Genomic DNA, 26,578 nt, shown 5'->3' on the forward strand with positions numbered 1-26,578 from the left:
TCAACATGAAACTTCAAGACAATGATGCAGTAATCGTAGACTTTGCCCGTACTCCCATGGGCCGCAGCAAGGGCGGCAGTTTTCGCTTCACGCGGGCCGAAAGCCTGAGCGCGGATCTGGTCAATGGCCTGCTGGCACGCAACGCAGCGCTCGATCCGGCGGAAATTGACGATATTATCTGGGGTTGCGTCAATCAGACTCTGGAGCAGGGCTGGAACGTCGCGCGGATGATGCAGTTGTTAACTCGTATTCCACACACCACCACGGCGCAGACCATCTCCCGTCTGTGTGGCTCCTCGATGTCGGCGCTGCATATAGCAACGGCCAATATTCAATCCGATAATGGTGACATTTACTTGATCGGTGGTGTCGAGCATATGGGCCATGTCAGCATGATGCACGGCGTCGATGCCAACCCGGCACTGTCCAAAGGGGCCGCTAAGGCCGCCGGTATGATGGGCTTAACGGCAGAACTGTTAGCGAAAATGCATGGCATCTCGCGTGAACAACAGGACGCCTTCGGCTATCGCTCCCATCAACGGGCGCAGCAAGCCACACTGGCGGGGGATTTTAGCGCCGAAATCTTACCGATGCTTGGCCACGATGCGCAGGGCAACCCTTACAAAATGATCCACGACGAAACTATTCGACCGGAAACGACCCTGGCAGGCTTGGCCGAATTACGGCCCGCCTTCGATCCGAAAAGCGGCACCGTGACCGCCGGAACCTCGAGCCAGATTACCGATGGCGCCTCCGCCATGTTGGTGATGTCTCATAAAAAAGCCCAAGAATTAGGCCTCAAGCCTCGGGCCGTTATTCGCGCTATGGGCCTGGCCGGGGTCGATCCCTCTATTATGGGTTATGGCCCGGTGCCGGCGAGCCAAAAAGCGCTAAAAAAGCTCGGCATGACGATCGCGGATATGGACTACATTGAGCTTAATGAGGCCTTCGCGGCCCAGGCCTTACCGGTATTGAAGGATCTGAAATTACTCGATCGGATGGATGACCACGTCAATATTCATGGCGGCGCCATTGCCTTGGGGCATCCGTTTGGCTGTTCCGGGGCACGTATCACCGGGACCCTATTAAATGTCTTAGAGCAGCGCGACGCTCAGTTTGGCTTGGCGACCATGTGTATCGGCTTAGGGCAGGGTATCAGTACTGTTATCGAGCGGGTCTGAGGTAGCGCGGTCCTAAGCAAGTCGCATGGCGCGCAACGCCCGGCGGAAGAGCCCTTATCGGGCCTTTAAGCCCTAGTCCGGGCTAATCTATGCCCAGGGCAGGGCCTTCTACTTTGCGTTCTGCTTATCTTTATCAGGACTGCGGATGACCGAATAGAGAGTGGAGATTTTGCGCGCAAGGGTTTTCAATAATTCGTTGCGCTCGTCAAAGCGTAAATCGCTTTTCGACAAAATATCTTTGGAGTGTTTGTAAAAGCGCCCGGCACTATCGTCATCACCTTGTTCTTTAGCGTCGTCGCCCTGCTTGTGATAGGCCGACACTTCGAGCATGAGGGAGTTTACCCGCAACCGCACCCGGTGCACATCACTGGCGCGCTGATCTATATCGCCTTGGTATTTCATCTTGCCTAACAGGTTAATAGCTTGGACGAAGTGTTTTTTGAGCAAAAATATCTGCCGATCTGAATGGGGTGCTGCCGGTTTTACCGGGTTCGCTTTGAGCTGTTCAATCTGCAACTTAAGCGCCTCAAATACCTGTAAATCATCATTAAAGTCATCGTTGATTGGCAATAATCTCAATCCCTCATTGAAATCTGTTAACATGCGGCTGTGCAACGACTCGAGTAGGTCGGTGTTGCAGTCATAAAGCATAAGGGTGTGTAATAACTCGTCATTATCGGCCAGGCTGTTGTGTAGTTCGCGGTTTTTTTGGCGCATAAACTGAGCCTCCTCGGACTTCTTGATTGCCGACTTAGATGCGTATAAAGCACCCAATAAGATGCCTAAAATCGCTAAAGTTCCTAAAATATCGAAAAAAGACATGATTTTAACCTGCTCTGTGTTTAGGTGCTGGACGAGAAAAAAACAATCTATATAACCGAGGCCGCTTGCGCAATTTGTTAAGCTAGGTTACTTATATAAAAAACAAGTTAATAGCGGAATTATAGTACATGGGTAAATCACTGGTCATAGTGGAATCGCCGGCCAAGGCAAAAACCATTAACAAATATCTGGGGCCTGATTTTGTCGTCAAGTCCTCTGTCGGGCATATTCGCGATCTGCCCATGAGCGGTCAGACTAAGCCGGTCGACCCCAAGGCGCGCGCCAAAGCTGCGGCCCTGACGCGAAAAATGCCGCCTGACGAAAAGGCAGTCTACCAGAAACGCAAATCGCATGATCAACTGATCGCGCGCATGGGGATCAACCCCTATGATGATTGGCGCGCCAATTATCAAATATTGCCGGGTAAGGAAAAGGTTGTCGATGAATTACGCCGTCTGGCCAAAGATGCAGACTGCATCTACCTCGCGACGGATTTGGACAGGGAGGGAGAGGCCATCGCCTGGCACCTGCAGGAGTCAATTGGTCAGGCACCGGAGAAATACCGGCGGGTGGTTTTTAATGAAATTACCAAAAAAGCGATCAACGAGGCCTTCGAACACCCGGGTGAGCTCGATATAGCCCGGGTTAACGCGCAACAGGCGCGTCGCTTTCTCGACCGCGTTGTGGGTTTTATGGTGTCGCCGCTGTTATGGGCCAAGGTTGCCCGTGGTTTGAGTGCAGGCCGGGTGCAGTCCGTCGCCGTTAAATTGATTGTATCGCGCGAGCGCGAAATTCGTGCCTTTATCCCGGAGGAATTCTGGGACCTGCACGCCAATGTCAGTTCCAACAAGGGACCGGTGCGCTTTGAGGTTGCACGTTACCAAAATGAGCGCTTTAGGCCGACTCAGAAGTCCGAATCGGATGGCCATGTGCAGCGGCTTGATCAGCTGCCTTACATCGTGACCGACCGGGAAGATAAGCCCACCAGTTCCAAGCCCTCGGCGCCCTTTATTACTTCTACCCTGCAGCAGGCCGCGAGCACACGCCTAGGCTATTCGGTTAAGAAAACCATGATGATGGCCCAGCGGCTCTATGAGGCCGGTCATATAACCTATATGCGGACCGACTCAACCAACCTGAGTGGCGAAGCGGTGGCGACTGCACGCGATTATATCAGCGAGCAATACGGCAGCCAGTATCTCCCGGAGACTGCCGTTGTCTATGGTAGCCGAGACGGCGCCCAGGAAGCCCACGAAGCGATTCGCCCGTCGGATGTAACGCGCAGCAGTGTGTCGTTAACCGAGCTTGAGCGAGATGCTCAGAGACTCTATGAGCTGATCTGGCAACGCTTTGTCGCCTGTCAGATGTTGCCTGCTAAGTATAAGAGTTCGAACCTGATTATTAGGACCGGCGACTACGAACTGCGTGCCAAGGGCCGAGTATTGGTGTTCGATGGTTTCACCCGAGTCATGCGCCCCGGGGTTCGTGAAGACATCATTGAGTTACCGGATTTGCATGTCGGGGACGTTTTGGGCCTGATCGCGTTGGAGCCTAAGCAGCACTTTACCAAGCCGACAGCTCGGTTCACAGAAGCATCCCTGGTTAAGGAATTGGAGAAGTTGGGCATTGGCCGACCCTCGACCTATGCCAGCATTATTTCCACCATTCAAGAGCGTGGCTATGCCAAACTCGAGAGCAAGCGCTTCTATGCCGAGAAGATGGGCGATATTGTCACGGAACGACTCGATGGGTCCTTTAAGGACCTGATGCAATATGAGTTTACCGCTGAAATGGAGAAGCAACTCGACGAGGTCGCCAAAGGTCGTGAAAACTGGAAGGTGGTCCTTAATAACTTCTACAAGCAGTTCACTGCCCAGTTAGAACAAGCCGGCGAGGGCGAAGAAAACGGCGGCATGAAGTTGAACGAGCCGACGCTGACCGATATTCCATGTCCAACCTGTGCTCGACCGATGATGATTCGCACCGGTACCACCGGCGTGTTTTTAGGGTGTTCAGGTTACAGCTTGCCGCCCAAAGAGCGCTGCAAGGGCACGCTCAACCTGGTACCAGGGGAAGAGGCCATTTCGACCGATGACGATGAGGCTGAAGTCAATGAGCTGCGCCAGAAAGAGCGCTGCGATACCTGCGCCACGGCGATGGACAGCTATCTAATCGACGAAAATCGCAAACTGCATGTCTGCGGCAACAACCCTGAATGCAGTGGTTTTAAGCTCGAAGCCGGACAATACAAGCTCAGAGGCTACGAAGGGCCATCACTGGAATGTGACAAGTGTGGCCATGAGATGCAGCTTAAAACCGGTCGCTTTGGTAAATATTTTGGCTGTACCGGTGAGGGCTGCAAAAACACTCGTAAGTTGCTCCGCTCAGGCGATGCAGCGCCGCCGAAGATGGACCCGATACCGACTCCAGAATTGGTCTGCGTCAAGGTCGAAGACACCTATATTTTACGCGATGGTGCGGCGGGCATGTTTCTCGCAGCCAGTCAGTTCCCGAAAAATCGGGAAACTCGGCCGCCCTTGGTGGCGGAGATCATCCCGCACCGCAGTGAATTGCCGGAGAAGTATCATTTCTTAACCGAAGCGCCCCTTGCGGATGGGGATGGCAATCCGGCAGTGATCCGCTTCAGTCGCAAGACCAAGGAGCAGTATGTGATGTCGGAGGTCGACGGCAAGGCAACGGGCTGGACCGCCTATTTTGTCGGCAACAGTTGGCAGGTTAGCGATAAGGCGACGAAACCCAAGACTGCTGCGGCCAAGGCTAAGCCGAAGGCCAAAACCACCGCGAAAGCCAAGGCCAAGGCCAAGGCCAAGGCCAAGCCCGCAGTTAAGGCCCCGGTCGCCGAATAGCGACCGCTGGTCTGGCACAAAAAAACCCGCCTTCTGGCGGGTTTTTTTTGTCTGATATTTGCAATCGGATCGATAAACCGGTTGAGCAAGGCACCTGCTAGCTGCGCACCGTTACTGAGTCGGGCGGGATGGCGCGGCTAGGGTCATGGATTAGTATCTGGCAGGCAAAAAAAACCGGCTTGCGCCGGTTGAGGGTTATTTTTTCAGGTTGCGGGCGACTTTGCCGGTATAGAGTTGACGTGGCCGACCGATACGGTAAGGGCCAGAGACCATCTCTTTCCAGTGGGCAATCCAACCCGGCGTGCGTCCGACCGCAAACAGCACGGTAAACATCTCGGTTGGGATGCCCATGGCCTTGAAAATAATGCCGGAGTAAAAATCGACATTGGGATAGAGCTTTCTCTCAACAAAGTAAGGATCTTCGAGCGCAATCTGTTCCAAGCGAGCGGCTATCTTCAGCAGTGGATCATCGGCAATGCCGAGTTCAGCCAAGACTTCATCACAGGCTTGCTTCATGACCGTGGCGCGCGGGTCGTAGTTCTTGTAGACCCGATGGCCAAAGCCCATCAGGCGGAACGGATCGTCCTTGTCTTTGGCGCGCTTGATGAAGTCATCGATATTGGATTCGTCGCCAATTTCTTCCAGCATCGTTAAGACAGCTTCGTTTGCACCGCCGTGTGCGGGCCCCCATAAGGCCGCAATGCCGGAGGCAATGCAGGCGAAGGGGTTCGCGCCGGACGAGCCAGCCAGGCGCACTGTCGAGGTCGAGGCGTTTTGCTCATGATCGGCATGCAAGATAAAGATCTTGTCCATAGCGCGGGCCAAGGTAGGGCTAACCACATAAGGTTCGCATGGGGTGCTGAACATCATATGGAGGAAATTGCCACCATAACTTAGATCGTTGCGAGGATAGATAAAGGGCTGGCCGATCGAGTATTTATAAGCCATAGCCGCCAGGGTCGGCATCTTAGAAATCAGTCTATGGGCCGCGACTTCACGATGGCGCTCATCGCTAATATCGAGAGAATCATGGTAAAAGGCTGACAGGGCACCGACGACACCGACCATGATGGCCATAGGGTGTGAATCGCGGCGGAAAGCCTGAAAAAATTCATGCAACTGCTCATGGACCATGGTGTGGTGCATCACGATCTTCTGAAATTTAGCTTTTTCCGGGGCAGTCGGTATCTCACCGTGCAGCAGCAGGTAGCAAACTTCAAGGTAATCGCATTGCTCAGCAAGTTGATCGATCGGGTAGCCCCGATGCAACAAAATGCCCTTATCTCCATCTATATAGGTGATTTCAGATTCACACGAGGCGGTAGACATAAAGCCAGGGTCGTAGGTGAAATAACCCTTGGCAGTTAATGAACTAACATCTATTACATCAGGTCCTAACGTACCTGAATAGATGGGCAGCTCGATGGGGTCATGTCCTTCAATGACCAACTTGGCGAATTTCTCAGCCATGAGGTCTCCTCTATAGTATGCAGGGTTTAACGTCTCTGTGACGCGGGGGTAGAGTGGTATTTTCGCCTGACCTGGGTTTTCCAGGGGCGAATTTGCACATCACTATAAAGTTTTGGTGTCGAAAGTCAATTTGACCTTCGGTTTTCAGCGACTCGTCAAATAGTCGCAGAGATGAAAGTCGTAGGGGGAGTTGAATCCTCGCCAGCACGCGAAATACCTGAGATACAGGGTTTTTTTTAATTGCTACACCATGCTTGTTATCAATTGTAATTATAATCGACGGTGCCTATAATCTCCGTCGCTTCTTGGGGGTCCGGCGCGCTGCTGGCTCCTCCTCAATTAATCCCCATCCTTGGGGCTGCTAAGATGAGAGACTGCTGCCGTGAAAAATAATAGACCCGTAAACCTCGATCTGATGACCATGCGTTATCCAGTGTCGGCGATAGCATCCTTGCTACATCGCATCACCGGTATGGCGCTATTTGTTGCAATCGGCTTTATGCTGTGGGCTTTATCTGCAAGCTTAGACTCGCCCGAAGGTTTTGCCTTAGTTCAGAGTGTACTGACCCATCCGTTGGCAAAATTAATCGCTTGGGGAATTGCATCCTTCGTCGTATACCATCTGTTTGCCGGTATTAAACATCTGTTAATGGATGCAGGTAACTTTGAAACTATCGAAGGCGGTGCCCTGGCCTCTCAAGCGGTCCTCGGTGCCTCGCTCGTCGGCATTATTTTAGTAGGAGTTTGGATATGGTAAGCAGCATCACAAATTTGACTCGCAACGGTCTGTCGGACTGGATGGTCCAACGTGTAACGGCCGTCGTATTAGGCTCCTACACACTTTTCATGTTCGGTTTCTTTGCGTTGACCAGCGATCTGGACTATCAGCAATGGCAAGGCTTGTTTAGTGCCATGTGGTTCAAAATATACACCCTAGCCGCGTTGTTAGCGTTGGTTGGGCATATCTGGATCGGTATGTGGACCGTTGCAACCGATTATGTCAAGAATATCTGGGTACGTTTCATTGTTTTAGCGGTTATAGCGCTGACCAATTTTGTCTATTTTGTGATCGGCTTTTCCGCCGTTTGGGGTGTTTAAGAAATGGCTAAAATGAAAACCATGAATTTCGATGCAATAGTGATAGGTGGTGGCGGTGCTGGTTTGCGCGCTGCCCTGCAATTGGCTGAGTCTGGTTTAAATACAGCAGTTGTCTCCAAAGTTTTCCCGACACGGTCCCATACTGTGTCCGCTCAAGGTGGCATCACCTGCGCGATCGCCAGTGACGATCCGAATGATGATTGGCGTTGGCATATGTACGATACCGTCAAAGGGTCCGACTATATTGGTGACCAGGACGCTATCGAATATATGTGCTCAGTCGGCCCGCAAGCGATCTTCGAGTTAGATCACATGGGTCTGCCCTTTTCCCGGACTGAAGAGGGCCGCATCTATCAGCGTCCCTTTGGTGGTCAGTCAAAAGACTACGGCAAGGGCGGTCAAGCAGCTCGTACCTGCGCGGCGGCGGACCGAACCGGTCATGCCTTGTTACACACGCTTTATCAAGCAAACATTAAGGCCGGCACCAACTTCTTGAACGAGTGGTACGCTGTTGACCTGGTAAAGAATGCCGAGGGTGCAGTGGTTGGCTGTATCGCGATTGAAATTGAAACTGGCGACGTGGTTAATGTCAGTGCCAAGGCAACTGTCTTAGCGACCGGCGGAGCAGGGCGTATCTATGCCTCGACTACCAATGCCATGATCAATACCGGCGACGGCATCGGCATGGCCTTGCGCGCTGGCTTTCCAGTACAAGATATGGAAATGTGGCAATTTCACCCGACGGGCATCTACGGTGCTGGAACGCTGGTTACCGAAGGGTGCCGAGGCGAGGGCGGCTACATGGTCAATGGCGAAGGCGAGCGCTTTATGGAGCGTTACGCGCCCAATGCCAAAGACTTGGCCGGCCGAGACGTTGTGGCGCGCTCCATGGTGCTGGAAATCCTCGAAGGTCGTGGTGCCGGTCCCAACAAGGACCACGTCCTGTTGAAATTGGACCACCTAGGCGAAGAGTTGTTGAAAAGTCGTTTGCCGGGCATTCTCGAATTGTCGAAAACCTTTGCTCACGTGGATCCAGTTAAAGAGCCGATCCCCGTGGTGCCAACGTGCCACTATATGATGGGTGGTATTCCAACCAATATCGGCGGTCAGGCCATTATGTTAGACGCCAATGGCAACGATAAGATCATCGATGGTTTGTATGCGTGCGGTGAAGCGGCCTGTGTATCGGTCCATGGTGCCAACCGACTCGGTGGTAATTCACTGCTCGACCTGGTGGTATTTGGCCGCGCCGCTGGCATCCAGATTGAAGAATCTATCCGCCAAGGCTACGACAGCATGGCAGCCAGCCAAAGTGATATTGACCAGGCATTGTCCCGCTTGAGCGAACTGGACGCCCGTAAGGGTGGCGAGAACGTTGCCGATGTTAAACGAGATCTGCAAAACACCATGCAACTGTACTTCAGTGTCTTCCGAGATGGTCCGAAAATGGCTGAAGGCCGTCAGAAGTTGGTTGAGATCCGTGAGCGCATCAGTCGGATTTCCCTGGCCGATCGGTCATTGACCTTTAACACGGCGCGCATCGAAGTACTGGAATTGGCTAATTTGATGGAAGTCGCTGAGGCAACCGCTATTTCTGCCGATGAGCGTACTGAAAGCCGGGGCGCGCATGCGCGTTATGACTTTGATTCACGCGACGACGAAAACTGGTTGTGCCATTCGCTCTATAACCCAGTCGATAAGACTGTCGGCAAGCGTGCTGTGAACTTCACACCGAAGACCGTTGAAACCTTCCAGCCGATGATTCGCACCTACTAAGGATATTGAGTTATGAAAGTGAGTATTTATCGATTCAATCCTGAGGTTGATAAGCGGCCCTACATGCAGGACTATGATGTTGATGTCCCGGCCGGCAAAGACCTAATGGTGCTGGACGTACTGAATCTGGCCAAAGAACAGGATGTGAGCCTGTCGTTTCGCCGATCTTGTCGTGAAGGCGTATGCGGTTCCGATGGTATGAATATTAATGGCAAAAACGGTCTCGGCTGTATTACCGCTTTGTCGGATGTGCCTGGTGGCAGCACAAAGTTGGTGTTGCGTCCGCTGCCGGGTCTGCCCGTGATTCGCGATTTGGTCATCGACATGAGTACTTTTTACAAGCAGTATGAGAAAGTACAGCCGTTTTTGATCAACGATACCCCGGCACCTGCCTTAGAACGACTGCAGTCGCCGGCCGAGCGTGAGAAGTTGGACGGTCTGTATGAGTGTATTCTTTGTGCTTGCTGCTCAACATCGTGCCCATCGTTTTGGTGGAATCCTGACAAGTTTATCGGTCCGGCCGGCTTGCTCCAGGCCTATCGGTTCCTAGCCGACAGTCGGGATACCGCAACCGACGAGCGTTTGGCCAATTTAGATGATCCGTTTAGCGTGTTTCGCTGCCGTGGTATCATGAATTGTGTGAATGTTTGTCCAAAAGGCTTGAATCCTACCCGTGCTATCGGGCATATTCGGTCAATGCTGTTAAATAGAGCAATCTAACCGACGATAAAAGGGGCACTTGGTGCCCTTTTTTGACTTTAACCCGAACGCCGGCGTTGGTAATGCCGGCATGATTCTATAAGGTTTAATAATGCAAAACGCCTCAATGGAAGAACAGTGGCTGTCTTCTCATTTTTCAGGTGGCAACCAAACCTATCTCGATGAAATGTATGAAGCTTATCTGCTCGATCCTAATTCGGTGCCGGAACAGTGGCGTACCGTGTTCGATAAGCTGCCCAACCTAAACGATGAAATAACCACCGACACGCCTCATCAGCCGGTCCGCGACCATTTTTTACTGATGGGCAAAACCAATAAAATTGCGGCCGATACCCTAGCCCCGTCTCTAGTGACTGAGCACGAACGCAAACAGGTTCGGGTTCATCAATTGGCCACTGCGTTCCGTTTTCGTGGTCATCAAAACGCCAATCTTGATCCACTCAACCTCAGTCAACGCAAATCGGTACCCGACCTGGAGCTCAAATACCACGGTCTGACAGATGCCGACTCAGACTCTGTGTTTCAATGTGGCAATCTTTACTTCGGCAAAAAAGAAGCAACCTTACAAGAAATTCATGACGCGATGAGCACAACCTATTGTTCATCGATTGGTGCCGAGTTTACCCATATCGTTAATACATCGGAGCGTCGGTGGATTGAACAGCGAATGGAATCGGTGCGTTCTAAACCCGATTATTCGATCGATGCTCGACTCCACATACTAGAACGACTGGCCGCGGCCGAAGGGATGGAAAAATACCTTGGTTCTAAATATCCAGGTACCAAACGCTTTGGTTTAGAAGGCGCCGAATCCTTGATTCCGCTGATGGACGAGTTGATTCAGCGCAGCGGTTCTTACGGCACGAAAGAGATCGTAATTGGCATGGCCCACCGCGGCCGGCTTAATATGTTGGTCAACATCCTCGGTAAAAACCCCACCAATCTGTTTGAAGAGTTTGAAGGCAAGTCCTTCCTCTCGGTCGGTTCCGGCGATGTTAAATATCATCAGGGTTTCTCCTCCAATGTAATGACCTCTGGCGGTGAGCTCCATCTGGCCTTGGCTTTTAACCCGTCTCACCTGGAAATTGCTGCGCCTGTCGTTGAAGGTTCGGTGCGCGCCCGTCAGGATCGACGTCGGGACCACAGTCGGGAACAGGTTATTCCGGTTAATATCCACGGTGATGCCTCCTTCGCAGGGCAGGGCGTGGTCATGGAAACCTTCCAGATGTCCCAGACCCGTGCCTATGGCACCGGTGGGACGATCCATATCGTGATCAATAACCAGGTTGGTTTTACCACGTCACGTCAGGAAGACTGTCGTTCAACCGAGTATTGCACTGACATCGCTAAGATGGTTCAAGCGCCAATCTTTCACGTCAATGGTGACGACCCGGAAGCGGTCGTCTTTGTCACGCAATTGGCGGTCGATTACCGTCAGCAGTTTAAGCGTGACGTGGTGATCGATCTAATCTGCTACCGCCGTCGCGGTCATAACGAAGCCGATGAGCCGGCCATGACGCAGCCGATGATGTATCAGGTCATTCGCAGCCATAAAACCACCTTTGAACTCTATGCCGCCGCAATGATTAGCAAGGGTATCGCCACCGTTGAAGGCGTGAAACGCGTATCCGATGACTATCGTAATGCGCTCGCCAATGGTGAACACGTTGCCAAGGCCCTGGTCAAAGAGCCAAACAGCGAATTGTTTGTCGATTGGACACCCTATCTGAATCAACCGGTGGTTGATGATTTTGATAGCAGTTACGACCTCAAAGCCTTGCAAGCCTTGGCACTGGAAATTAACACGGTTCCAGAGGGCTTTCCGGTTCAGCGCCAGGTGAATAAAATACTCGAAGATCGGGTCAAGATGGCGATGGGCGCCTTACCCATTAATTGGGGCTTTGCCGAGATGTTGGCCTATGCCACGGTGCTCAAGCAAGACTTGCCGGTGCGTATTACCGGGCAGGATGTCGGTCGAGGCACTTTCGTGCATCGACATGCGGTCTGGCATAACCAGAAAGACGGTTCAACCTATGTCCCGCTGGCCAATTTGTCCGTCGATCAGCCACGCTTCCAGATTTACGATTCTTTCTTGTCGGAGGAGGCTGTACTGGCGTTCGAATACGGCTATTCAACCACCATGCCCAGTGCCTTGGTGGTGTGGGAAGCGCAATTTGGTGACTTTGCTAACGGCGCTCAGGTGGTTATTGATCAGTTCATTACCTCGGGCGAGCACAAATGGGGCCGGCTGTGTGGCTTGACCATGCTCTTGCCACACGGTTATGAAGGACAAGGGCCGGAGCATTCCTCCGCACGTCTAGAGCGTTACCTGCAGTTGTGTGCCGAGCAGAACATTCAAGTGTGCATGCCGACCACGCCCGCCCAAGTATTTCATATGTTACGTCGACAGGCCGTGCGCAATCTGCGCAAGCCGTTGATCGTGATGACACCGAAAAGCCTGTTACGCCATAAGGATGCCGTATCCACACTGGAAGAGCTGTCTCAGGGCCGTTTTGAAACAGTGATTGGTGACCAAGATGCGGCCGTACTGACCGAAAAGGTCGATCGAGTGGTGCTTTGTTCCGGCAAGGTTTATTACGACCTGGTCGATAAACGCCGTAAAGAATCGGCGTTTAATGTCGCTATTATTCGGATCGAGCAGCTGTATCCGTTCCCAGAGGAACGTCTGTCAGAAATTCTGGCCCCCTATAGCAACGTAAACGATGTCGTCTGGTGTCAGGAAGAGCCGATGAATCAGGGCGCTTGGTACTCGAGCCAGCACCATATGCGACGAATATTGCATCGACAGAGCGAAAAGCTATACCTTCGTTATGCCGGTCGAGAAGCATCAGCGTCACCAGCAGCAGGCTATATGTCCTTGCATTTAGAGCAACTTGAAAAATTCCTCAATGACGCGATTCTGAATATTCAGTAATCGGCAGGCGGAGACTAAAGGATTTACGCATGGTAATCGAAATTAAAGCACCGCAGTTCCCAGAATCCGTTGCAGACGGCAGTATTGCAACGTGGCATAAACAACCAGGTGAGTTTGTTGCACGCGACGAAATAATAGTCGACATCGAGACAGACAAGGTCGTACTGGAGGTGGTGGCGCCGGAAGACGGTAACCTCACTGAGATCTTCAAACATGAGGGCGACACCGTCCTCAGTTTAGAAGTCATCGCCGCGTTCGTAGCCGGCAGTGCCGCCGTTGAAGTGGTTTCAACATCCAGTGGTGCTCCGGTCAGCTCACCGGCCGCAGCAAATGCCGCCGAGGCGACTCCGATGAGCCCATCAGCTCGCAAATTGGCCAGCCAGAGTGCTCTAACCCAAGACGACATAGTCGGCACGGGCAAGGGCGGTCGTATCACCAAAGAAGACGTGGTCAAGGCGACCAGCGACAAAGCCAGTCAGCCAGCAGCTGCGCCGGTTGCGTCGGCGAGCCAAAGCATGCCCGGCATGATTGCGCCGTCGGCTGCAAGCCCAGTCGCCTCAGTTGTTACCGGCCCTCGTTCCGAAAAACGCGTGCCGATGACGCGCCTGCGTAAGCGCATCGCCGAGCGTCTGCTCGATGCGAAAAACAATACCGCCATGTTAACCACGTTTAACGAAGTTAACATGAAGCCGATCATGGAATTGCGCGCCAAATATAAAGATAAGTTTGAGAAAACGCACAACGGCACCCGTTTGGGCTTTATGTCCTTTTTCATCAAGGCGGCGACCGAAGCCTTGCGGCGTCATCCAGAAGTCAACGCATCGATAGATGGCGACGATGTGGTTTACCATGGTTATTACGATATCGGTGTGGCCGTCTCGAGCAAGCGTGGTTTAGTAGTACCGATCTTGCGCGATACCGACCAGATGAGTCTAGCCGGTATTGAAAGCTCAATCCGGACCTTTGGCGAGCGGGCACAAGCCGGCCAGCTGGGTCTGGAAGACATGCAAGGGGGTACCTTTACCATTTCTAATGGCGGTGTTTTTGGTTCTCTGATGTCGACACCCATATTGAACCCGCCACAAACTGCTATCTTGGGTATGCACAAAATCCAAGAGCGACCGATGGCCGTCAATGGTGAGGTGGTGATACTGCCAATGATGTACCTCGCGGTATCATACGACCACCGCCTAATCGATGGCAAAGAGGCGGTGCAATTTTTGGTCGCCATCAAAGACATGTTGGAAGATCCAGCGCGAATTTTGTTGGAACTCTAAGTTCGGAATTGCATTTAAGACCAGGCTGATCCGTCAGCCTGGTTGTTTATAAATTGACTACAAAGGGTTTAGTTGCCATGTCACATCAATTTGAAGTGGTAGTAATAGGTTCAGGACCGGCCGGCTATGTAGCCGCCATAAAGGCCGCACAGTTAGGTAAGAAAACCGCCATTGTTGAAAAATGGCTCAAAGAAGATGGCGAAACGACCTGGGGCGGCACCTGTTTGAACGTGGGCTGTATTCCATCCAAGGCTTTGCTCTATTCATCCGAATTGTATGCCGAAGCCGTTCATGGCTTTGATACTCACGGCATTATCGTGAATGCACCGAAAATCGACGTGCCTAAGATGTTAGCCCGCAAAGACGGCATCGTGAGTCAGTTGACCAGCGGTGTTGCCGGTCTGCTCAAAGGCAATGGCGTGACTCGATTCGAAGGTAAGGGTCAGCTCAAGGCTAATAAGGTCGTTGAAGTGATTGGTGCAGACGGCAGTATTGAGCTGCTTGAAGCTGAAAACGTGATTTTGGCAATGGGCTCGATCCCCGTCGAGATTCCGCCTACGCCGACTGACGGTGACGTGATTGTCGACTCCACTGGCGCCTTGGAATTCAGTGAAGTACCCAAGCGCTTAGGCGTTATCGGTGCCGGTGTAATCGGTCTGGAATTGGGCTCGGTATGGGCTCGATTGGGCTCAGAAGTGGTCGTCTTAGAAGCGATGGATAAGTTCCTAGCGGCCGCCGATGGGGCAATTGCTAAGGATGCGTTTAAGTCCTTCACCAAGGATCAGGGCCTCGACATCCGATTGGGCGCGCGTGTGACCGGTTCCGAGCGTAAGGGCAAAAAAGTCGAAGTGACCTTTCAGGATGCTGATGGCGAGAAGAAAGAAATTTTCGATAAGCTGGTTGTTGCGGTTGGTCGACGTCCCTACACCCAAGGCTGCTTGTCCGATGACAGCGGCGTAAAACTCGATGAGCGTGGCTTCATCTTTGTCGACGAGCAATGCCGCACCACGGTGCCCGGTGTCTATGCAGTGGGCGATGTCGTGCGCGGTCCGATGTTGGCTCACAAGGGTTCGGAAGAGGGCATTATGGTGGCCGAAATTATCGCCGGCCACAATGCTCAGATGAATTATGACGCCGTACCCAACGTAATCTATACCCATCCTGAAATTGCCTGGGTCGGTAAGACTGAAGAAGAGCTGAAGGCCGAAGGCATCGACTATAAGTCGGGCGCGTTCCCCTTTGCCGCTATCGGTCGAGCCATGGCAGCAAACCACACCACCGGCCAGGTCAAGATTCTGGCAGATGCTAAGACTGATCGAGTCTTGGGTATGCATATATTCGGCGCCGGTGCGTCTGAAATGATCGCCCAAGGGGTGATTGCGTTAGAATTTGCGTCCAGCGCCGAAGATCTGCAATTGACCTGTTTTGCGCACCCGACCATGTCGGAAGCGGTGCACGAAGCGGCTTTAGCGATAGATAATAAAGCCATTCACAAGATGAATCGTAAAAAGCGTTAATCTTTCGAATCGAGAACGATCCCTATTGGGTCGTTCTTTTTCCTACTCCAAGCCCAGAGTGATCGATCGAAACCTATTCTAAAAATTAAATTTGGTCGAGCCTCAACAATATTAGACGGAACACGCAATGAACCTTCATGAATATCAAGGTAAACAACTTTTCAAGCAGTATGGCTTGCCCGTATCCGAAGGCTTTGCCTGTGATACACCGGAAGAAGTCGCTGAGGCTATCGGTAAAATCCCAGGCGATATGTGGGTTGTAAAAACCCAAGTACATGCCGGTGGCCGCGGTAAGGCTGGCGGCGTAAAGTTGGTTAAATCGGCCGCGGAAGCTAAAGAATTCGCCGCTCATTGGTTGGGTAAGAACCTGGTCACCTTCCAAACAGATGAGAAGGGTCAACCGGTCAGCAAGATTTTGGTCGAGTCGTGCACCGATATTGCAACCGAACTCTATCTGGGTGCTGTGGTCGATCGCGCGACGCGTCGGATCGTCTTTATGGCCTCCACCGAAGGTGGTGTCGAGATTGAAACCGTTGCGCATGAAACGCCGGAAAAAATCCTCCGCGCCATCATCGATCCACTGGTCGGTGCACAACCCTACCAGGCACGTGAATTAGCCTTTAAATTGGGCTTAGTGGGCGTTCAGATCGGTCAGTTCACCAAGATTTTCATGGGTTTGGCGCAACTGTTCGTCGACAAAGATTTGGCGCTGATCGAGATTAACCCATTGGTTATCACCACTGAAGGCAATATGCATTGCTTGGATGCCAAGTTGGGTATCGATGGCAACGCCTTGTATCGCCACAAAGACCTGCAGGCGATGCGTGATCCTTCCCAGGAAGACGCCCGCGAAGCTGAAGCTGCGGCATGGGAGCTGAACTATGTTGCCCTCGACGGCAACATCGGTTGTATGGTCAATGGTGCCGGTCTGGCCATGGGTACCATGGATATCGTTAACCTGCACGGTGGTTCGCCGGCTAACTTCTTGGATGTTGGCGGCGGCGCCACCAAAGAACGCGTTGCTGAAGCGTTCAAAATCATCTTGTCTGACGCCAACGTCAAGGCCGTCTTCGTGAACATCTTCGGCGGCATCGTTCGCTGCGATATGATTGCTGAAGGTATTATCGGTGCCGTTGAAGAAGTGGGTGTCAAGGTTCCAGTGGTTGTTCGTCTGGAAGGCAATAATGCTGAGCTTGGCTCTCAAAAATTGGCCGAAAGTGGTTTGAACATTATCGCTGCCCGTTCGTTGACCGAGGGTGCCGAACGAGTCGTAGCCGCCGCAGGAGGTGCAGCATGAGTATATTGATCGATAAGAATACCAAGGTAATTTGTCAGGGCTTCACCGGTTCACAGGGCACGTTCCACAGTGAACAGGCTATCGAATACGGTACCAAAATGGTCGGTGGTGTTTCTCCGGGCAAAGGCGGTTCGGTCCATTTGGGCCTGCCGGTCTTTAACACCGTGCGCGAAGCGGTGGAAGTTACCGGCGCTCAGGCAACGGTTATCTATGTACCGGCGCCGTTTTGTAAGGACGCCATCGTTGAAGCGGCCGACAGCGGTCTAGAACTGATTATCTGTATCACCGAGGGCATTCCAACGCTCGACATGCTTTATGCAAAAGAATATGTCGATCGCAAAGGCGTCCGTATGATCGGGCCAAACTGCCCAGGTGTTATTACACCGGGTGAATGTAAGATCGGTATTATGCCCGGCCATATCCACATGCCTGGCAAGGTCGGCATCGTTTCACGCTCTGGCACCCTGACTTACGAAGCGGTCAAGCAGACCACCGATCATGGCTTTGGCCAGTCGACCTGTGTCGGTATCGGCGGCGACCCGATCCCGGGTGCCAACTTTATCGATATCTTGCGCATGTTCCAAGACGATCCTGCCACCGAAGCGATCGTAATGATCGGTGAGATTGGCGGCACGGCCGAAGAAGAGGCAGCTGCCTTTATCAAAGACCATGTCACCAAGCCTGTGGTGTCCTATATAGCAGGCGTTACGGCACCAGCCGGCAAGCGTATGGGCCATGCCGGCGCAATCATTTCCGGCGGCACCGGTACGGCCGATGAGAAATTTGCAGCCTTAGAAGATGCCGGTGTGAAAACCGTGCGTTCGTTGGCTGAGATCGGTAATGCACTGAAAGAAATTACCGGCTGGTAAGGCGGGTACAATATAAAAAGGCGACCTAGGTCGCCTTTTTTTGCTTTGCGTCTTGAGCCCCAGGGCCTGCGCGAGGGTATTAGCTTATATCTTGTCGACGCCCAGCACGCGCTTCAGCATCATCAAGGTTGTTTATCCGTCTTTTCGATCACCTCGCCTTCGATGACCTCACCTTCTATATCGCGGTTTTGGTTGAACTGAGACTGGTAGCGATGAAAATGCTTCGGTGCGGCAAATAACGGTCGGCCAGTCAATTTCACCTTGATGCGATTCACCATGGCAACGGCCAATGCCACCAAAGCCAAACTGAATATGACGATCAGGCCGATCCAGAACAGGGTCGCGGTCAACACCAGGGTGGCGCCGATCATTAAAAAGCGCTGCCAGGCTGGGCGTTGATTAAAGGAAAACTTCAATTGTCGTATCATATTCGAATGCGTCTATTACGTTTGAACACCATAGTGAAACCAACGGCGTTACTTTTCAAGGAAAAGCCGGGGGTCATTAGTCATATCGACACATCATTGACAGTTGAGCGCAGGGCCTTACCGATCGGCACAGCCATCAACATCAGGGCACCGAGAATAAAGTAAAGCATGATAAAGAGCAGAGCCGTATGCCGGCCCAAGAGGTCGCTGATCGGGCCGAAGCTCATGCCGATAATGATCGCGAAACGGCCAAAGGTGCCCCACAGACCAAATAGCAGAGCCGAATCCTTAGGGTGCGCCAATAGCCCCACTAAAGCCCGGCTCGCCGATTGGGTGGCACCCAAGGCGCTGCCGGCAACAAAGGCGAGGACGGTAAACATGCTTTCCTGACTTAAACCAAAGAGCGTGGCCAGCGGTGTTAGGCCGTAAATACCGATAATGCCCAGTAGCCACCAGAGCAGTGACAGCAGTATGGTGCTTTTACAGCCCAGCCTGTCCTCCAAAAAGCCAAAACCGATAGCGCCTATCATCGAGCTTAGCTGCAAGGTTGCACCGATTAAGACCAGCGTGCTGCCGGTAATACCGATTTCTTCCTGCGCATAGATACCAAAGAACTTCACCACAACCGAAATACCCGCGCTATAGACCATAAAGGCGATAAAAAAGCGAAAGAGCACCGGGTATTCCTCAACCAACCCTTTCATCGCCAAAATGCGCTCGGTACCGGCTTTAAGCAGAGTCGTGAGTTTGGCGTTGGCAAAACCCGGTTGCGGTTGCGCGCGCTCCCTAACGAGGAGGAAGGTGGGTAGGGCGCCAAGGGCATAAAAGAGGGCGATAAAAATCATCGCCAGCTGATTTTCATCGATATAGGCCGCAACATCCAACTGTGCGGAGCTGGTAATGATGCGAAACATTAATAACAGGCTCAGCAGGCCGCCGATATAGCCAATACCCCAGCCAATACCCGATACCTTGCCGATATTTTTTCGAGTCGCCAACTCCGGTAAAAAACTGGCAATAAAGGACTCAGAGAGCATCCAGCCGGTGTTGCTGATCACCAGAAACAGCAAACCCAGCCCAACCTGGCCCGGGTCGACGAAGAACAAGCCCGCGGTGCCCAAAACAGAGGCCAGGGTGCACCAGGCGAGAAACTGTTTCTTGTTACCGCTAAAGTCGCACAATACACCGACAAAGGGCGCGAGGATTATGGCGAGGGCGGTCGATAGCGCGACGGCGATGGACCAGAACGTGTTTTTGAGATGTGCCAACTCCGGCGGCACGATGTAATTGACAAAAAATGCCGAATAGATAAAGGTCACCACAACGGTTGTATAGCTGCTGTTGGCAAAGTCATACATGGCCCAGCCAAATATTTCGCGCTTTTTTACCGCCAATGTCGGCTTGTTTCCGATCATGGTCCGTATCCCGTTGTTTTTTTAGGTCACCGTTAGTGTGCCCTATGGCCTAGTCCGAGGCCAATGAGTTCACAACAGGGGCTGGCGATATTCAACTAAGACCTTGAATTCTATCTGATTATCCCCATTTATTGCCAGTCTATGGTCGATAAACAAAGGTTGAGAGGCAACATGTCTGATACAAAGCAGGAATCGCTCAGTTTTCAAACGGAAGTAAAACAACTTCTGCATTTGATGATCCATTCTCTTTATTCCAATAAAGAAATTTTTCTCCGGGAACTTGTCTCCAACGCGTCCGACGCCTGTGATAAGTTGCGCTTTCAGGCGCTCAAGGATAACGCCCTGATGGCTGATGACGCGGATCTGCGCATTCGCATCAGTGTCGACAAAGAAAACAATACCATTTCGATCGAAGACAATGGTGTCGGCATGAGTCGGGCTGAGGTGGTGCAAAACCTTGGCACCATCGCACGATCGGGAACCGCGGAATTTCTGCAAAACCTTTCCGGTGACGAACGCAAAGACAGTCAGCTGATTGGTCAATTCGGTGTTGGCTTCTATTCATCCTTTATCGTGGCCAAGGCGGTGGATGTCTATACCCGTAAAGCCGGTCTTGATGCCTCCGAGGGCGTGCATTGGCACAGCGCGGGCGAGGGTGAATTCACCATCGGTAATGTTGAACTGCCAGAACGCGGTACCCGCATCGTTATGCATTTGAAAGCCGATGAACTCGAATTTGTCGACAACTGGCGCCTGCGCAGCCTGGTCAAGAAGTATTCCGACCATATCTCCGTGCCCGTACAGATGTTGCAAGAAAACCACCCGGCTGACGCTGACGCTGATGCCGAGCTTGAGGGTGACGAGCCTAAAGTTGAGGCTGCAGCCGTGGCGCCAAGCTGGGATAACGTTAACAGTGCCAAGGCCCTGTGGACGCGCCCGCGCAGCGACATAAAGGACGAGGAATACCAAGAGCTGTACCACCATATTTCGCATGACTTTGGCGATGCGCGTTCTTGGAGCCACAATAAGGTCGAAGGTAAGCTCGATTACACCAGCCTGTTGTATATCCCCAAGAAAGCCCCCTTTGATATGTGGAACCGCGAGCGCGTGCGCGGCTTGAAATTGTTTGTTAATCGCGTGTTTATTATGGACGATGTTGAGCAGTTTCTGCCGCTCTATCTGCGTTTTGTGAAGGGTATTGTCGATTCGAATGATTTGCCGCTCAACGTCAGTCGAGAGATTCTGCAGAACGATGCCACGATCGAAACCATCAAGGCGAGCTTAGGTAAGCGCGTCCTAGATATGCTCAGCAAACTGGCCAAGAAAAAGCCTGAAGAATATCAAGAATTTTGGGATGAGTTCGGTCAGGTCCTCAAAGAAGGCCCGGCTGAAGACATGGCAAACAAAGAGACGATCGCCAAGTTGTTGCGTTTCTCCTCCAGCCAGAGCGGCGATGAGGCCCAAACGGTTGCCTTGAGCGACTATGTTGCACGCATGGCAGAAGGCCAGGCGAAGATCTATTACGTTTGCGCCGATAACCACCAGACTGCGAAGAACAGCCCGCATCTGGAAGTGTTTCGTAAGAAAGGCATCGAAGTTTTGTTATTGACCGACCGCATCGATGAGTGGCTTATGGGCTACCTGCAAGACTTCGACGGCACCGAATTCGCCGATGTGGCCCGGGGTGGCTTGGACTTAGGCGATATCGAAAGCCCAGAAGAGAAAGAGTCCCAGGTTAAGGCTAATGATGAGCACAAGGATTTATTGGCGCGCATAAAAGGTCTGTTCGAAGCCGAGGTCCAAGATGTGCGTATGACCCATCGACTGGTTGAATCGCCAGCCTGTATAGTCGTCGGCGATAACGATATGGGTGCACAGATGCGCCGCATTATGGAATCGGCCGGACAACAGGTGCCCGACAGCAAGCCAATTCTGGAGTTAAATCCAGAGCATCCGCTGGTTCAGCGCCTGGAATTGGAACAGAACGAAGCCCGCTTTGCCGATCTGGCCAGTATCTTACTGGAGCAGGCTCGTCTGGCGGAGGGCTCCAACCTCAAAGATGCAGCGGGCTTTGTCACCCGTCTTAACAAGCTGCTCTTGGAAATGATGGGCTAATTCTCACCTTAGCTCAACACTAGGCCACCCTCTTAGGTGGCTTTTTTTATGCGCCTAGCCCCAACGCGGCCAATGCGCCAAGTCGCTTGTGGCAACTTGGGGTTCGTTAGGGGTGTAGTTATGGGTAGCTTTGGTTACAATGTGGCAAAATTATAGTGAGTGATCTGCATGTTTAAAGAAATTCTAGCGACTGGCACATTGATTTTAGCAGCCACACCGGTTTTGGCCGGCGGTGAAATCGATCTGGGCCTATCACAAAGCTCTATCCGGGTTGAACACGATGCTGTGTTAGTGGGTACCGGAGCGCATGTATCACTCGGTGGTCTGTACAACGAAAACACCGAAAACTGGGCCATTATGGCCGGTTTTAATGCCGTGGATGCCGGCATGTCTAGTAAGGAATTCATTGGCGGTGTCGGCTTTAAGATGTTGCTGCTCTCGACTGTGGAAAATGAATTTTCCGTTGCCGCCGGAGTGGGTGGTTTCCTGCGCTGGCAGCCTGAGTTTATGAATGGGCTCGGATTTGAAGGGCAAACCTACTTTGCTCCGAGTATCTTGAGTTTTGGCGGTTTAAACTCGGCCTATGAGGCCGTTGGTCGTGTCACCTATAAGATATTACCGCAAGCGCGGATATTCTTCGGTTATCACGATGTCACCGCCAACTATGAGACAGACGGCAATATCGTTGCCGATTCAACCTACCATCTTGGCTTTCGGATGACTTACTAAAGCCTATGAGCCCCATCGCACGGACTAATATTATTCACAGCCAGCTGATCCAGCTGGTCGCCTTACAGGCAACCTCGAATACCCTGGCTCAGCCTGCTCTGCTAAATAGCTTTATACTGCTATTGGAGCAGGGCCTCTGTGCGCTGATTAGGGAATTGGCGGCGCCAGTTGATAGTGCTCGCAACGATGGCGGCTTGAGTGCGTTGTTGCTCGAGCTAGACGATGACACCAGCCGGTCCGCTCTGGTTAGCAGCATTCGCAATGATCAGCAAGATATCGGTCACTGGCTGTATCACTGGTCCAGCGCGCGGCTGCATTGCTTTCAACCAGCCGCCGTGGCACCCCAGGTGGTGGTACATCCGACCGAATCGCAGCTCATTCCTATGGTCGATCGGGAGCTTGCGCGCCGCCCGAACGACTGTGTGTCCTGGTTGCAGGGTTTTGCCGATCTGGTCTTCAGCAGCCGAAGTTTAAATAATTATGATTGAACGGAACCTCTTATGGCGAAATATTGGGAAATAGTGCAATTGACGGATGGTGCTTTTGTGCTGCAGAGCCCAGAACACCAAGACGAGAAACCCCTGGTGCGAATTGAGTTTTCTGCCGAAGCGGAGCGGTTATTAGAAGATCAGATAGCTCAGGTAGCGCAAGCGATGATCGGTGCTGGCGTTCAAGCAGCCAATTTCCTGTCAGATCGACCCTTCGAAGACGAGTCTGAATCCGAACATGAACGTTCCGATGAAACCAGTCTGCATTAGCAGTAATGCACACCGGTCCAATCAGTTGCTTTGGTAGTCTTGATAGCGCCCCAACACTTGGGTAACGTAGTTTTCGGTCTCCGGGTAGGGCGGTATGCCCTGGTATTTGGCCACCGCGCCTTCACCGGCGTTATAGGCCGCCAAGGCCAACGATAGACTGCTGAAGCGTTGCAGCAGGTATTTTAGATGCTTGGTGCCAGCATTAATATTCTCTCTCGGATCGAGCATATTCTGCACCTGGTATTGGCGCGCGGTCGGCGGCATGAGTTGCATCAAACCCAGCGCGCCCTTAGGCGATCGGGCATCGATTTTGAACGCCGACTCCTGCGCGATCACGGCCCGGATCAGGGCCGCATCCATATCATAGAGGTACGCCGCGTTGCGAATGTAACGGTCGATTAGGTCACGATTCTTTTCTGTATCCTGATAACGCAACGACCGACCTGCGGCACGCGCATCAATATTGGTTTGTTCAAGCACAAAACCCGCCAGATCGATCGGCCGATCGGTGACCACTCGGTTCCCGGTCGGCGACAGGTAGATGAACAGCTCTGCGCCTGTCGCGCCTGACATTAGGCCAAGGTAAATCAGTAGGCTGGCCAGAGCGGCCAGCTTAGCCCTCAAAGAAAACCGCGCCCAGGTTAATCAATGACCACAGTACCTTCTGCATAGGCTCGGATTCGGCGTATGCGGCGTGCGTAAAGACATCGCCATCACAAAGGCTGTTGAGCTGTTCCGGTGTTAAGTCCGTCACCATGGCCTGACCGTCGACGAATAAGACCGTGTCGGTGTAAGCCAGGCGGCTGGAGGCATTACGATAAATCGGATTGGCTCGCCAATGGCTTATAAATTCTTCAACCGCCCAATCGCCGGTTTCAACCGCCTGATCGTCGTATTTAGGCTGGGTCATATACTGTCCAAACCAGTTGGTTAAGAGCGCCGCGTTGTCGGCGTAGTCGTGCAGAATGGTCTGCAGCCGGACTATATCTTCGGGCCGTATTTCATGTGGCGCGCTGCTGCGATTGGCAAGCTCTGGATCGGCATAGCGATTGAAATCGGATACCTTGCTGGCCAAAAAATGACCAAAATCGCTGATCAGATCACTGTGTGCTGGCGCTCGAAACCCGACCGAGACGGTCAGGCAGTCGCTTAAGGCAGTGCCCCAATGGGCGAAGGCGGGCGGTATATAGAGCATGTCACCGGGCTGCAAAACCCATCGGTCCTGCTCTTCGAAGTCGGTTAGGATTTTCACCGGCAGCTGAGCGTTTATTTCACTGTTTTCATCACAGAGTTGGCCGGTCCTCCATTCACGTGTGCCCTCAACCTGGAGTAGAAACACATCATATTGGTCAAAGTGCGGGCCAACGCCACCGCCCTTGGTTGCAAAGGACACCATGATGTCGTCAATGCGCCACTGAGGCAGAAAATTAAAGCCGCTCAATAGGGTGCGGATTTCTGGAATCCAGTGATCCACAGCCTGTACCAAGAGGGTCCAGTTTTCTGGCCCCAACTCGGCGAAGTCTTCTTCGGCGAAGGGGCCATGGCGCAGTAACCATTCATCGGATTCCGGTAGATGTTTGATCAGACGAGATTCAACTTCCGGCTCCATCGCCAAACCGGCCAGTTCGTCGCCCGAAATGAGTTGCTCAGGGTTAAAGGCCTGGCGCAATAATTGGGGACTCTGTTGCCAATAGGTCGACAGAAAGGCATCGGCGTCAATATTTATCGAAGGTCTTGTCATAGTCAGATCCTAACCGGTTTTAGGTGATGGTAGTCTAGCAGAATTGAACGGCTTTGAAGACTCAAAGGGCTTGGGCTTGAATGGCAGGAGATGTTTGATTGAGTGGATCACGCTGTGCTCAAAACCCTGGGTCGTCGTTGCGGCGATGACCCAGAGCGGGGAGGGTGGTGCTAGTAGTCGCCGATCGTGCGCGCCTGAGTAACCGCATTGCCGATATAGGACGCAGGCGTCATGGCAAGCAGTTGAGACTTGGCTTCATCGGGCAAGTCCAGCTGCTGCACAAAATCGGTCATCATGGCCTCGGTAATAGCCTTGCCTCGGGTAAAGGCCTTCAGTTTTTCATAAGGTTCGGTGATGCCATAGCGGCGCATCACCGTTTGAATAGCCTCGGCCATGACTTCCCAGGCATTGTCCAAATCGGCGTTGATGCGAACCCGATTCACCTCAAGTTTGCTAATGCCTTTTAAGGATGACTGATAGGCGATCAGGCTGTGTGCCAGGCCGACCCCCATCGAACGCAGTACCGTGGAGTCGGTCAGGTCGCGCTGCCAGCGAGACAAGGGCAACTTGGCGCCCAGATGGCCCAGGATCGCATTGGCGATGCCCAGGTTGCCCTCGGAGTTTTCAAAATCGATCGGATTAACTTTATGAGGCATCGTCGAACTGCCCACTTCACCGGCAATGGTGCGCTGCTTAAAATAGCCTAAAGAAATATAACCCCAGATATCTCGATCGAAGTCGATCAATATGGTGTTGAAGCGCGCCAGGCTGTCGAACAACTCGGCGATATAGTCATGCGGTTCGATCTGGGTGGTATAGGGATTAAAAGTAAGACCCAGATCGCTCACAAATTGCGCGGCCGTGGCTTGCCAATCGATATCGGCGTAGGTCGCAAGGTGGGCATTGTAGTTACCCACGGCACCATTGATCTTACCCATATACTCTATACGTTCAACCTGCTTGATCTGGCGCCGCAGTCGGTAGACAACATTGGCCATTTCTTTGCCAACGGTGGTCGGTGAAGCTGTTTGGCCATGGGTGCGGCTGAGCATCGGCTGATCGGCGAGGTCTAGGGCGACCTGCTCGATCGCGTTGGCGACCTCTACTAGGGCCGGAACGATCACCTGTTGCATGCCATTTTTAAGCATCAGGGCATGGGATAGATTGTTGATGTCTTCAGAGGTACAAGCAAAGTGGACAAATTCCTGCAAGGCCGCCAGTTCGGGCTGGGCCGTTAACTTGGCTTTGAGGAAATATTCGATCGCTTTGACGTCGTGATTGGTGGTCGCCTCTATTGCTTTAATGGCGGCCGCATCGGCAAGCGAAAAATCACTGACAATCGCATCGAGATAGGCTGTAGCGGAGGCAGAAAACGCCGGACACTCCGGAATTTGGGGATGATTCGCGAGTTGCTGTAACCAGCGGACTTCCACCTCGACCCGATATCGAATTAGACCGAATTCACTAAAATAGGGCCTCAGGGAGGTCGTTTTGTTACCGTATCGCCCGTCGATGGGTGAAATAGCGGTGAGTGCTGACAGATCCATAATTAAAGCCTACCTT

The 26,578-nt window shown here is 52.4% G+C and carries 22 protein-coding genes; 15 read left to right on the top strand and 7 right to left on the bottom strand.

Features of this window, described 5'->3' with window-relative positions; translation table 11 throughout:
• Positions 1-5 precede the first annotated feature (5 nt).
• Positions 6-1,181: an acetyl-CoA C-acyltransferase FadA gene (gene fadA, locus REIFOR_RS07790; protein ID WP_100257018.1), complete on the top strand. Its 1,176-nt coding sequence runs from the start codon at positions 6-8 to the stop codon at positions 1,179-1,181.
• A gap of 108 nt (positions 1,182-1,289) precedes the next feature.
• On the opposite strand, the gene REIFOR_RS07795 is transcribed toward fadA, so the two are convergent.
• Entirely contained in the window at positions 1,290-1,898 is a 609-nt protein-coding gene (locus tag REIFOR_RS07795) for a hypothetical protein (RefSeq protein ID WP_145980263.1), read from the bottom strand.
• Positions 1,899-2,131: 233 nt separating this feature from the next.
• Between REIFOR_RS07795 and topA the strand changes: the two genes are divergently transcribed.
• Positions 2,132-4,870 (top strand): type I DNA topoisomerase, encoded by a 2,739-nt coding sequence (gene topA, locus REIFOR_RS07800; protein ID WP_100257020.1) that lies wholly within the window; start codon positions 2,132-2,134, stop codon positions 4,868-4,870.
• Positions 4,871-5,065: 195 nt separating this feature from the next.
• Here topA and gltA read toward each other — a convergent pair whose 3' ends face one another.
• A complete protein-coding gene (gene gltA / locus REIFOR_RS07805; protein ID WP_100257021.1) occupies positions 5,066-6,340 on the bottom strand; it encodes a citrate synthase in 1,275 nt (424 codons plus the stop codon).
• 382 nt (positions 6,341-6,722) lie between these two features.
• On the opposite strand from gltA, the gene sdhC reads away from it, so the two are divergent.
• From sdhC to sucD, 9 genes are all read left to right on the top strand, one after another.
• Entirely contained in the window at positions 6,723-7,097 is a 375-nt protein-coding gene (gene sdhC / locus REIFOR_RS07810) for a succinate dehydrogenase, cytochrome b556 subunit (RefSeq protein WP_100257022.1), read from the top strand.
• The gene (sdhD, locus tag REIFOR_RS07815) at positions 7,091-7,438 is read left to right on the top strand and encodes a succinate dehydrogenase, hydrophobic membrane anchor protein (protein ID WP_100257023.1); all 348 of its coding nucleotides are present in this window, start codon (positions 7,091-7,093) and stop codon (positions 7,436-7,438) included. The genes sdhC and sdhD overlap by 7 nt, the downstream gene beginning before the upstream one ends.
• Before the next feature lie 3 nt (positions 7,439-7,441).
• Positions 7,442-9,214: a succinate dehydrogenase flavoprotein subunit gene (gene sdhA / locus REIFOR_RS07820; RefSeq protein ID WP_100257024.1), complete on the top strand. Its 1,773-nt coding sequence runs from the start codon at positions 7,442-7,444 to the stop codon at positions 9,212-9,214.
• A gap of 12 nt (positions 9,215-9,226) precedes the next feature.
• A complete protein-coding gene (locus REIFOR_RS07825) occupies positions 9,227-9,934 on the top strand; it encodes a succinate dehydrogenase iron-sulfur subunit (RefSeq protein ID WP_100257025.1) in 708 nt (235 codons plus the stop codon).
• A gap of 91 nt (positions 9,935-10,025) precedes the next feature.
• A complete protein-coding gene (locus REIFOR_RS07830) occupies positions 10,026-12,869 on the top strand; it encodes a 2-oxoglutarate dehydrogenase E1 component (protein WP_100257026.1) in 2,844 nt (947 codons plus the stop codon).
• A 29-nt stretch (positions 12,870-12,898) separates the two neighbouring features.
• Positions 12,899-14,146 carry a 2-oxoglutarate dehydrogenase complex dihydrolipoyllysine-residue succinyltransferase gene (odhB, locus tag REIFOR_RS07835; protein WP_100257027.1) on the top strand — a complete coding sequence of 416 codons (1,248 nt, stop codon included), beginning with the start codon at positions 12,899-12,901 and terminating at the stop codon, positions 14,144-14,146.
• Positions 14,147-14,223: 77 nt separating this feature from the next.
• Positions 14,224-15,663 (top strand): dihydrolipoyl dehydrogenase, encoded by a 1,440-nt coding sequence (lpdA, locus tag REIFOR_RS07840; RefSeq protein WP_100257028.1) that lies wholly within the window; start codon positions 14,224-14,226, stop codon positions 15,661-15,663.
• A gap of 127 nt (positions 15,664-15,790) precedes the next feature.
• Entirely contained in the window at positions 15,791-16,960 is a 1,170-nt protein-coding gene (gene sucC / locus REIFOR_RS07845; protein ID WP_100257029.1) for an ADP-forming succinate--CoA ligase subunit beta, read from the top strand.
• Entirely contained in the window at positions 16,957-17,829 is an 873-nt protein-coding gene (gene sucD / locus REIFOR_RS07850) for a succinate--CoA ligase subunit alpha (RefSeq protein ID WP_100257030.1), read from the top strand. Before sucC ends, sucD begins: the two co-directional genes overlap by 4 nt.
• A 122-nt stretch (positions 17,830-17,951) precedes the next feature.
• Here sucD and REIFOR_RS07855 read toward each other — a convergent pair whose 3' ends face one another.
• Entirely contained in the window at positions 17,952-18,257 is a 306-nt protein-coding gene (locus REIFOR_RS07855) for a hypothetical protein (protein WP_100257031.1), read from the bottom strand.
• 80 nt (positions 18,258-18,337) lie between these two features.
• Positions 18,338-19,672, bottom strand: a complete 1,335-nt coding sequence (locus REIFOR_RS07860; RefSeq protein WP_100257032.1) for an MFS transporter — start codon at positions 19,670-19,672, stop codon at positions 18,338-18,340.
• Positions 19,673-19,843: 171 nt separating this feature from the next.
• Here REIFOR_RS07860 and htpG point away from each other — a divergent pair, with 171 nt between their 5' ends.
• The 4 genes from htpG (at position 19,844) to REIFOR_RS07880 (ending at position 23,274) form a co-directional block, all read left to right on the top strand.
• Complete coding sequence (gene htpG, locus REIFOR_RS07865) at positions 19,844-21,787, top strand: molecular chaperone HtpG (RefSeq protein ID WP_100257033.1); 1,944 nt, start codon at positions 19,844-19,846, stop codon at positions 21,785-21,787.
• Positions 21,788-21,955: 168 nt separating this feature from the next.
• Positions 21,956-22,516 carry a YfaZ family outer membrane protein gene (locus REIFOR_RS07870; protein WP_100257034.1) on the top strand — a complete coding sequence of 187 codons (561 nt, stop codon included), beginning with the start codon at positions 21,956-21,958 and terminating at the stop codon, positions 22,514-22,516.
• Between the two features lie 5 nt (positions 22,517-22,521).
• On the top strand, positions 22,522-23,004 hold the full coding sequence (locus REIFOR_RS07875) for a hypothetical protein (protein ID WP_100257035.1): 483 nt from the start codon (positions 22,522-22,524) through the stop codon (positions 23,002-23,004).
• A 12-nt stretch (positions 23,005-23,016) separates the two neighbouring features.
• Positions 23,017-23,274, top strand: a complete 258-nt coding sequence (locus REIFOR_RS07880) for a hypothetical protein (protein ID WP_100257036.1) — start codon at positions 23,017-23,019, stop codon at positions 23,272-23,274.
• Between the two features lie 21 nt (positions 23,275-23,295).
• Here the strand turns inward: REIFOR_RS07880 and REIFOR_RS07885 are convergent, their stop codons facing one another.
• The 3 genes from REIFOR_RS07885 to purB form a co-directional block, all read right to left on the bottom strand.
• Entirely contained in the window at positions 23,296-23,898 is a 603-nt protein-coding gene (locus REIFOR_RS07885; RefSeq protein WP_100257037.1) for a lytic transglycosylase domain-containing protein, read from the bottom strand.
• The gene (locus REIFOR_RS07890) at positions 23,888-25,015 is read right to left on the bottom strand and encodes a cupin domain-containing protein (RefSeq protein WP_100257038.1); all 1,128 of its coding nucleotides are present in this window, start codon (positions 25,013-25,015) and stop codon (positions 23,888-23,890) included. Before REIFOR_RS07890 ends, REIFOR_RS07885 begins: the two co-directional genes overlap by 11 nt.
• Before the next feature lie 170 nt (positions 25,016-25,185).
• The gene (purB, locus tag REIFOR_RS07895) at positions 25,186-26,562 is read right to left on the bottom strand and encodes an adenylosuccinate lyase (protein WP_100257039.1); all 1,377 of its coding nucleotides are present in this window, start codon (positions 26,560-26,562) and stop codon (positions 25,186-25,188) included.
• Positions 26,563-26,578: the final 16 nt, after the last annotated feature.

This window comes from Reinekea forsetii (genome assembly GCF_002795845.1).
GTDB lineage: Bacteria > Pseudomonadota > Gammaproteobacteria > Pseudomonadales > Natronospirillaceae > Reinekea > Reinekea forsetii.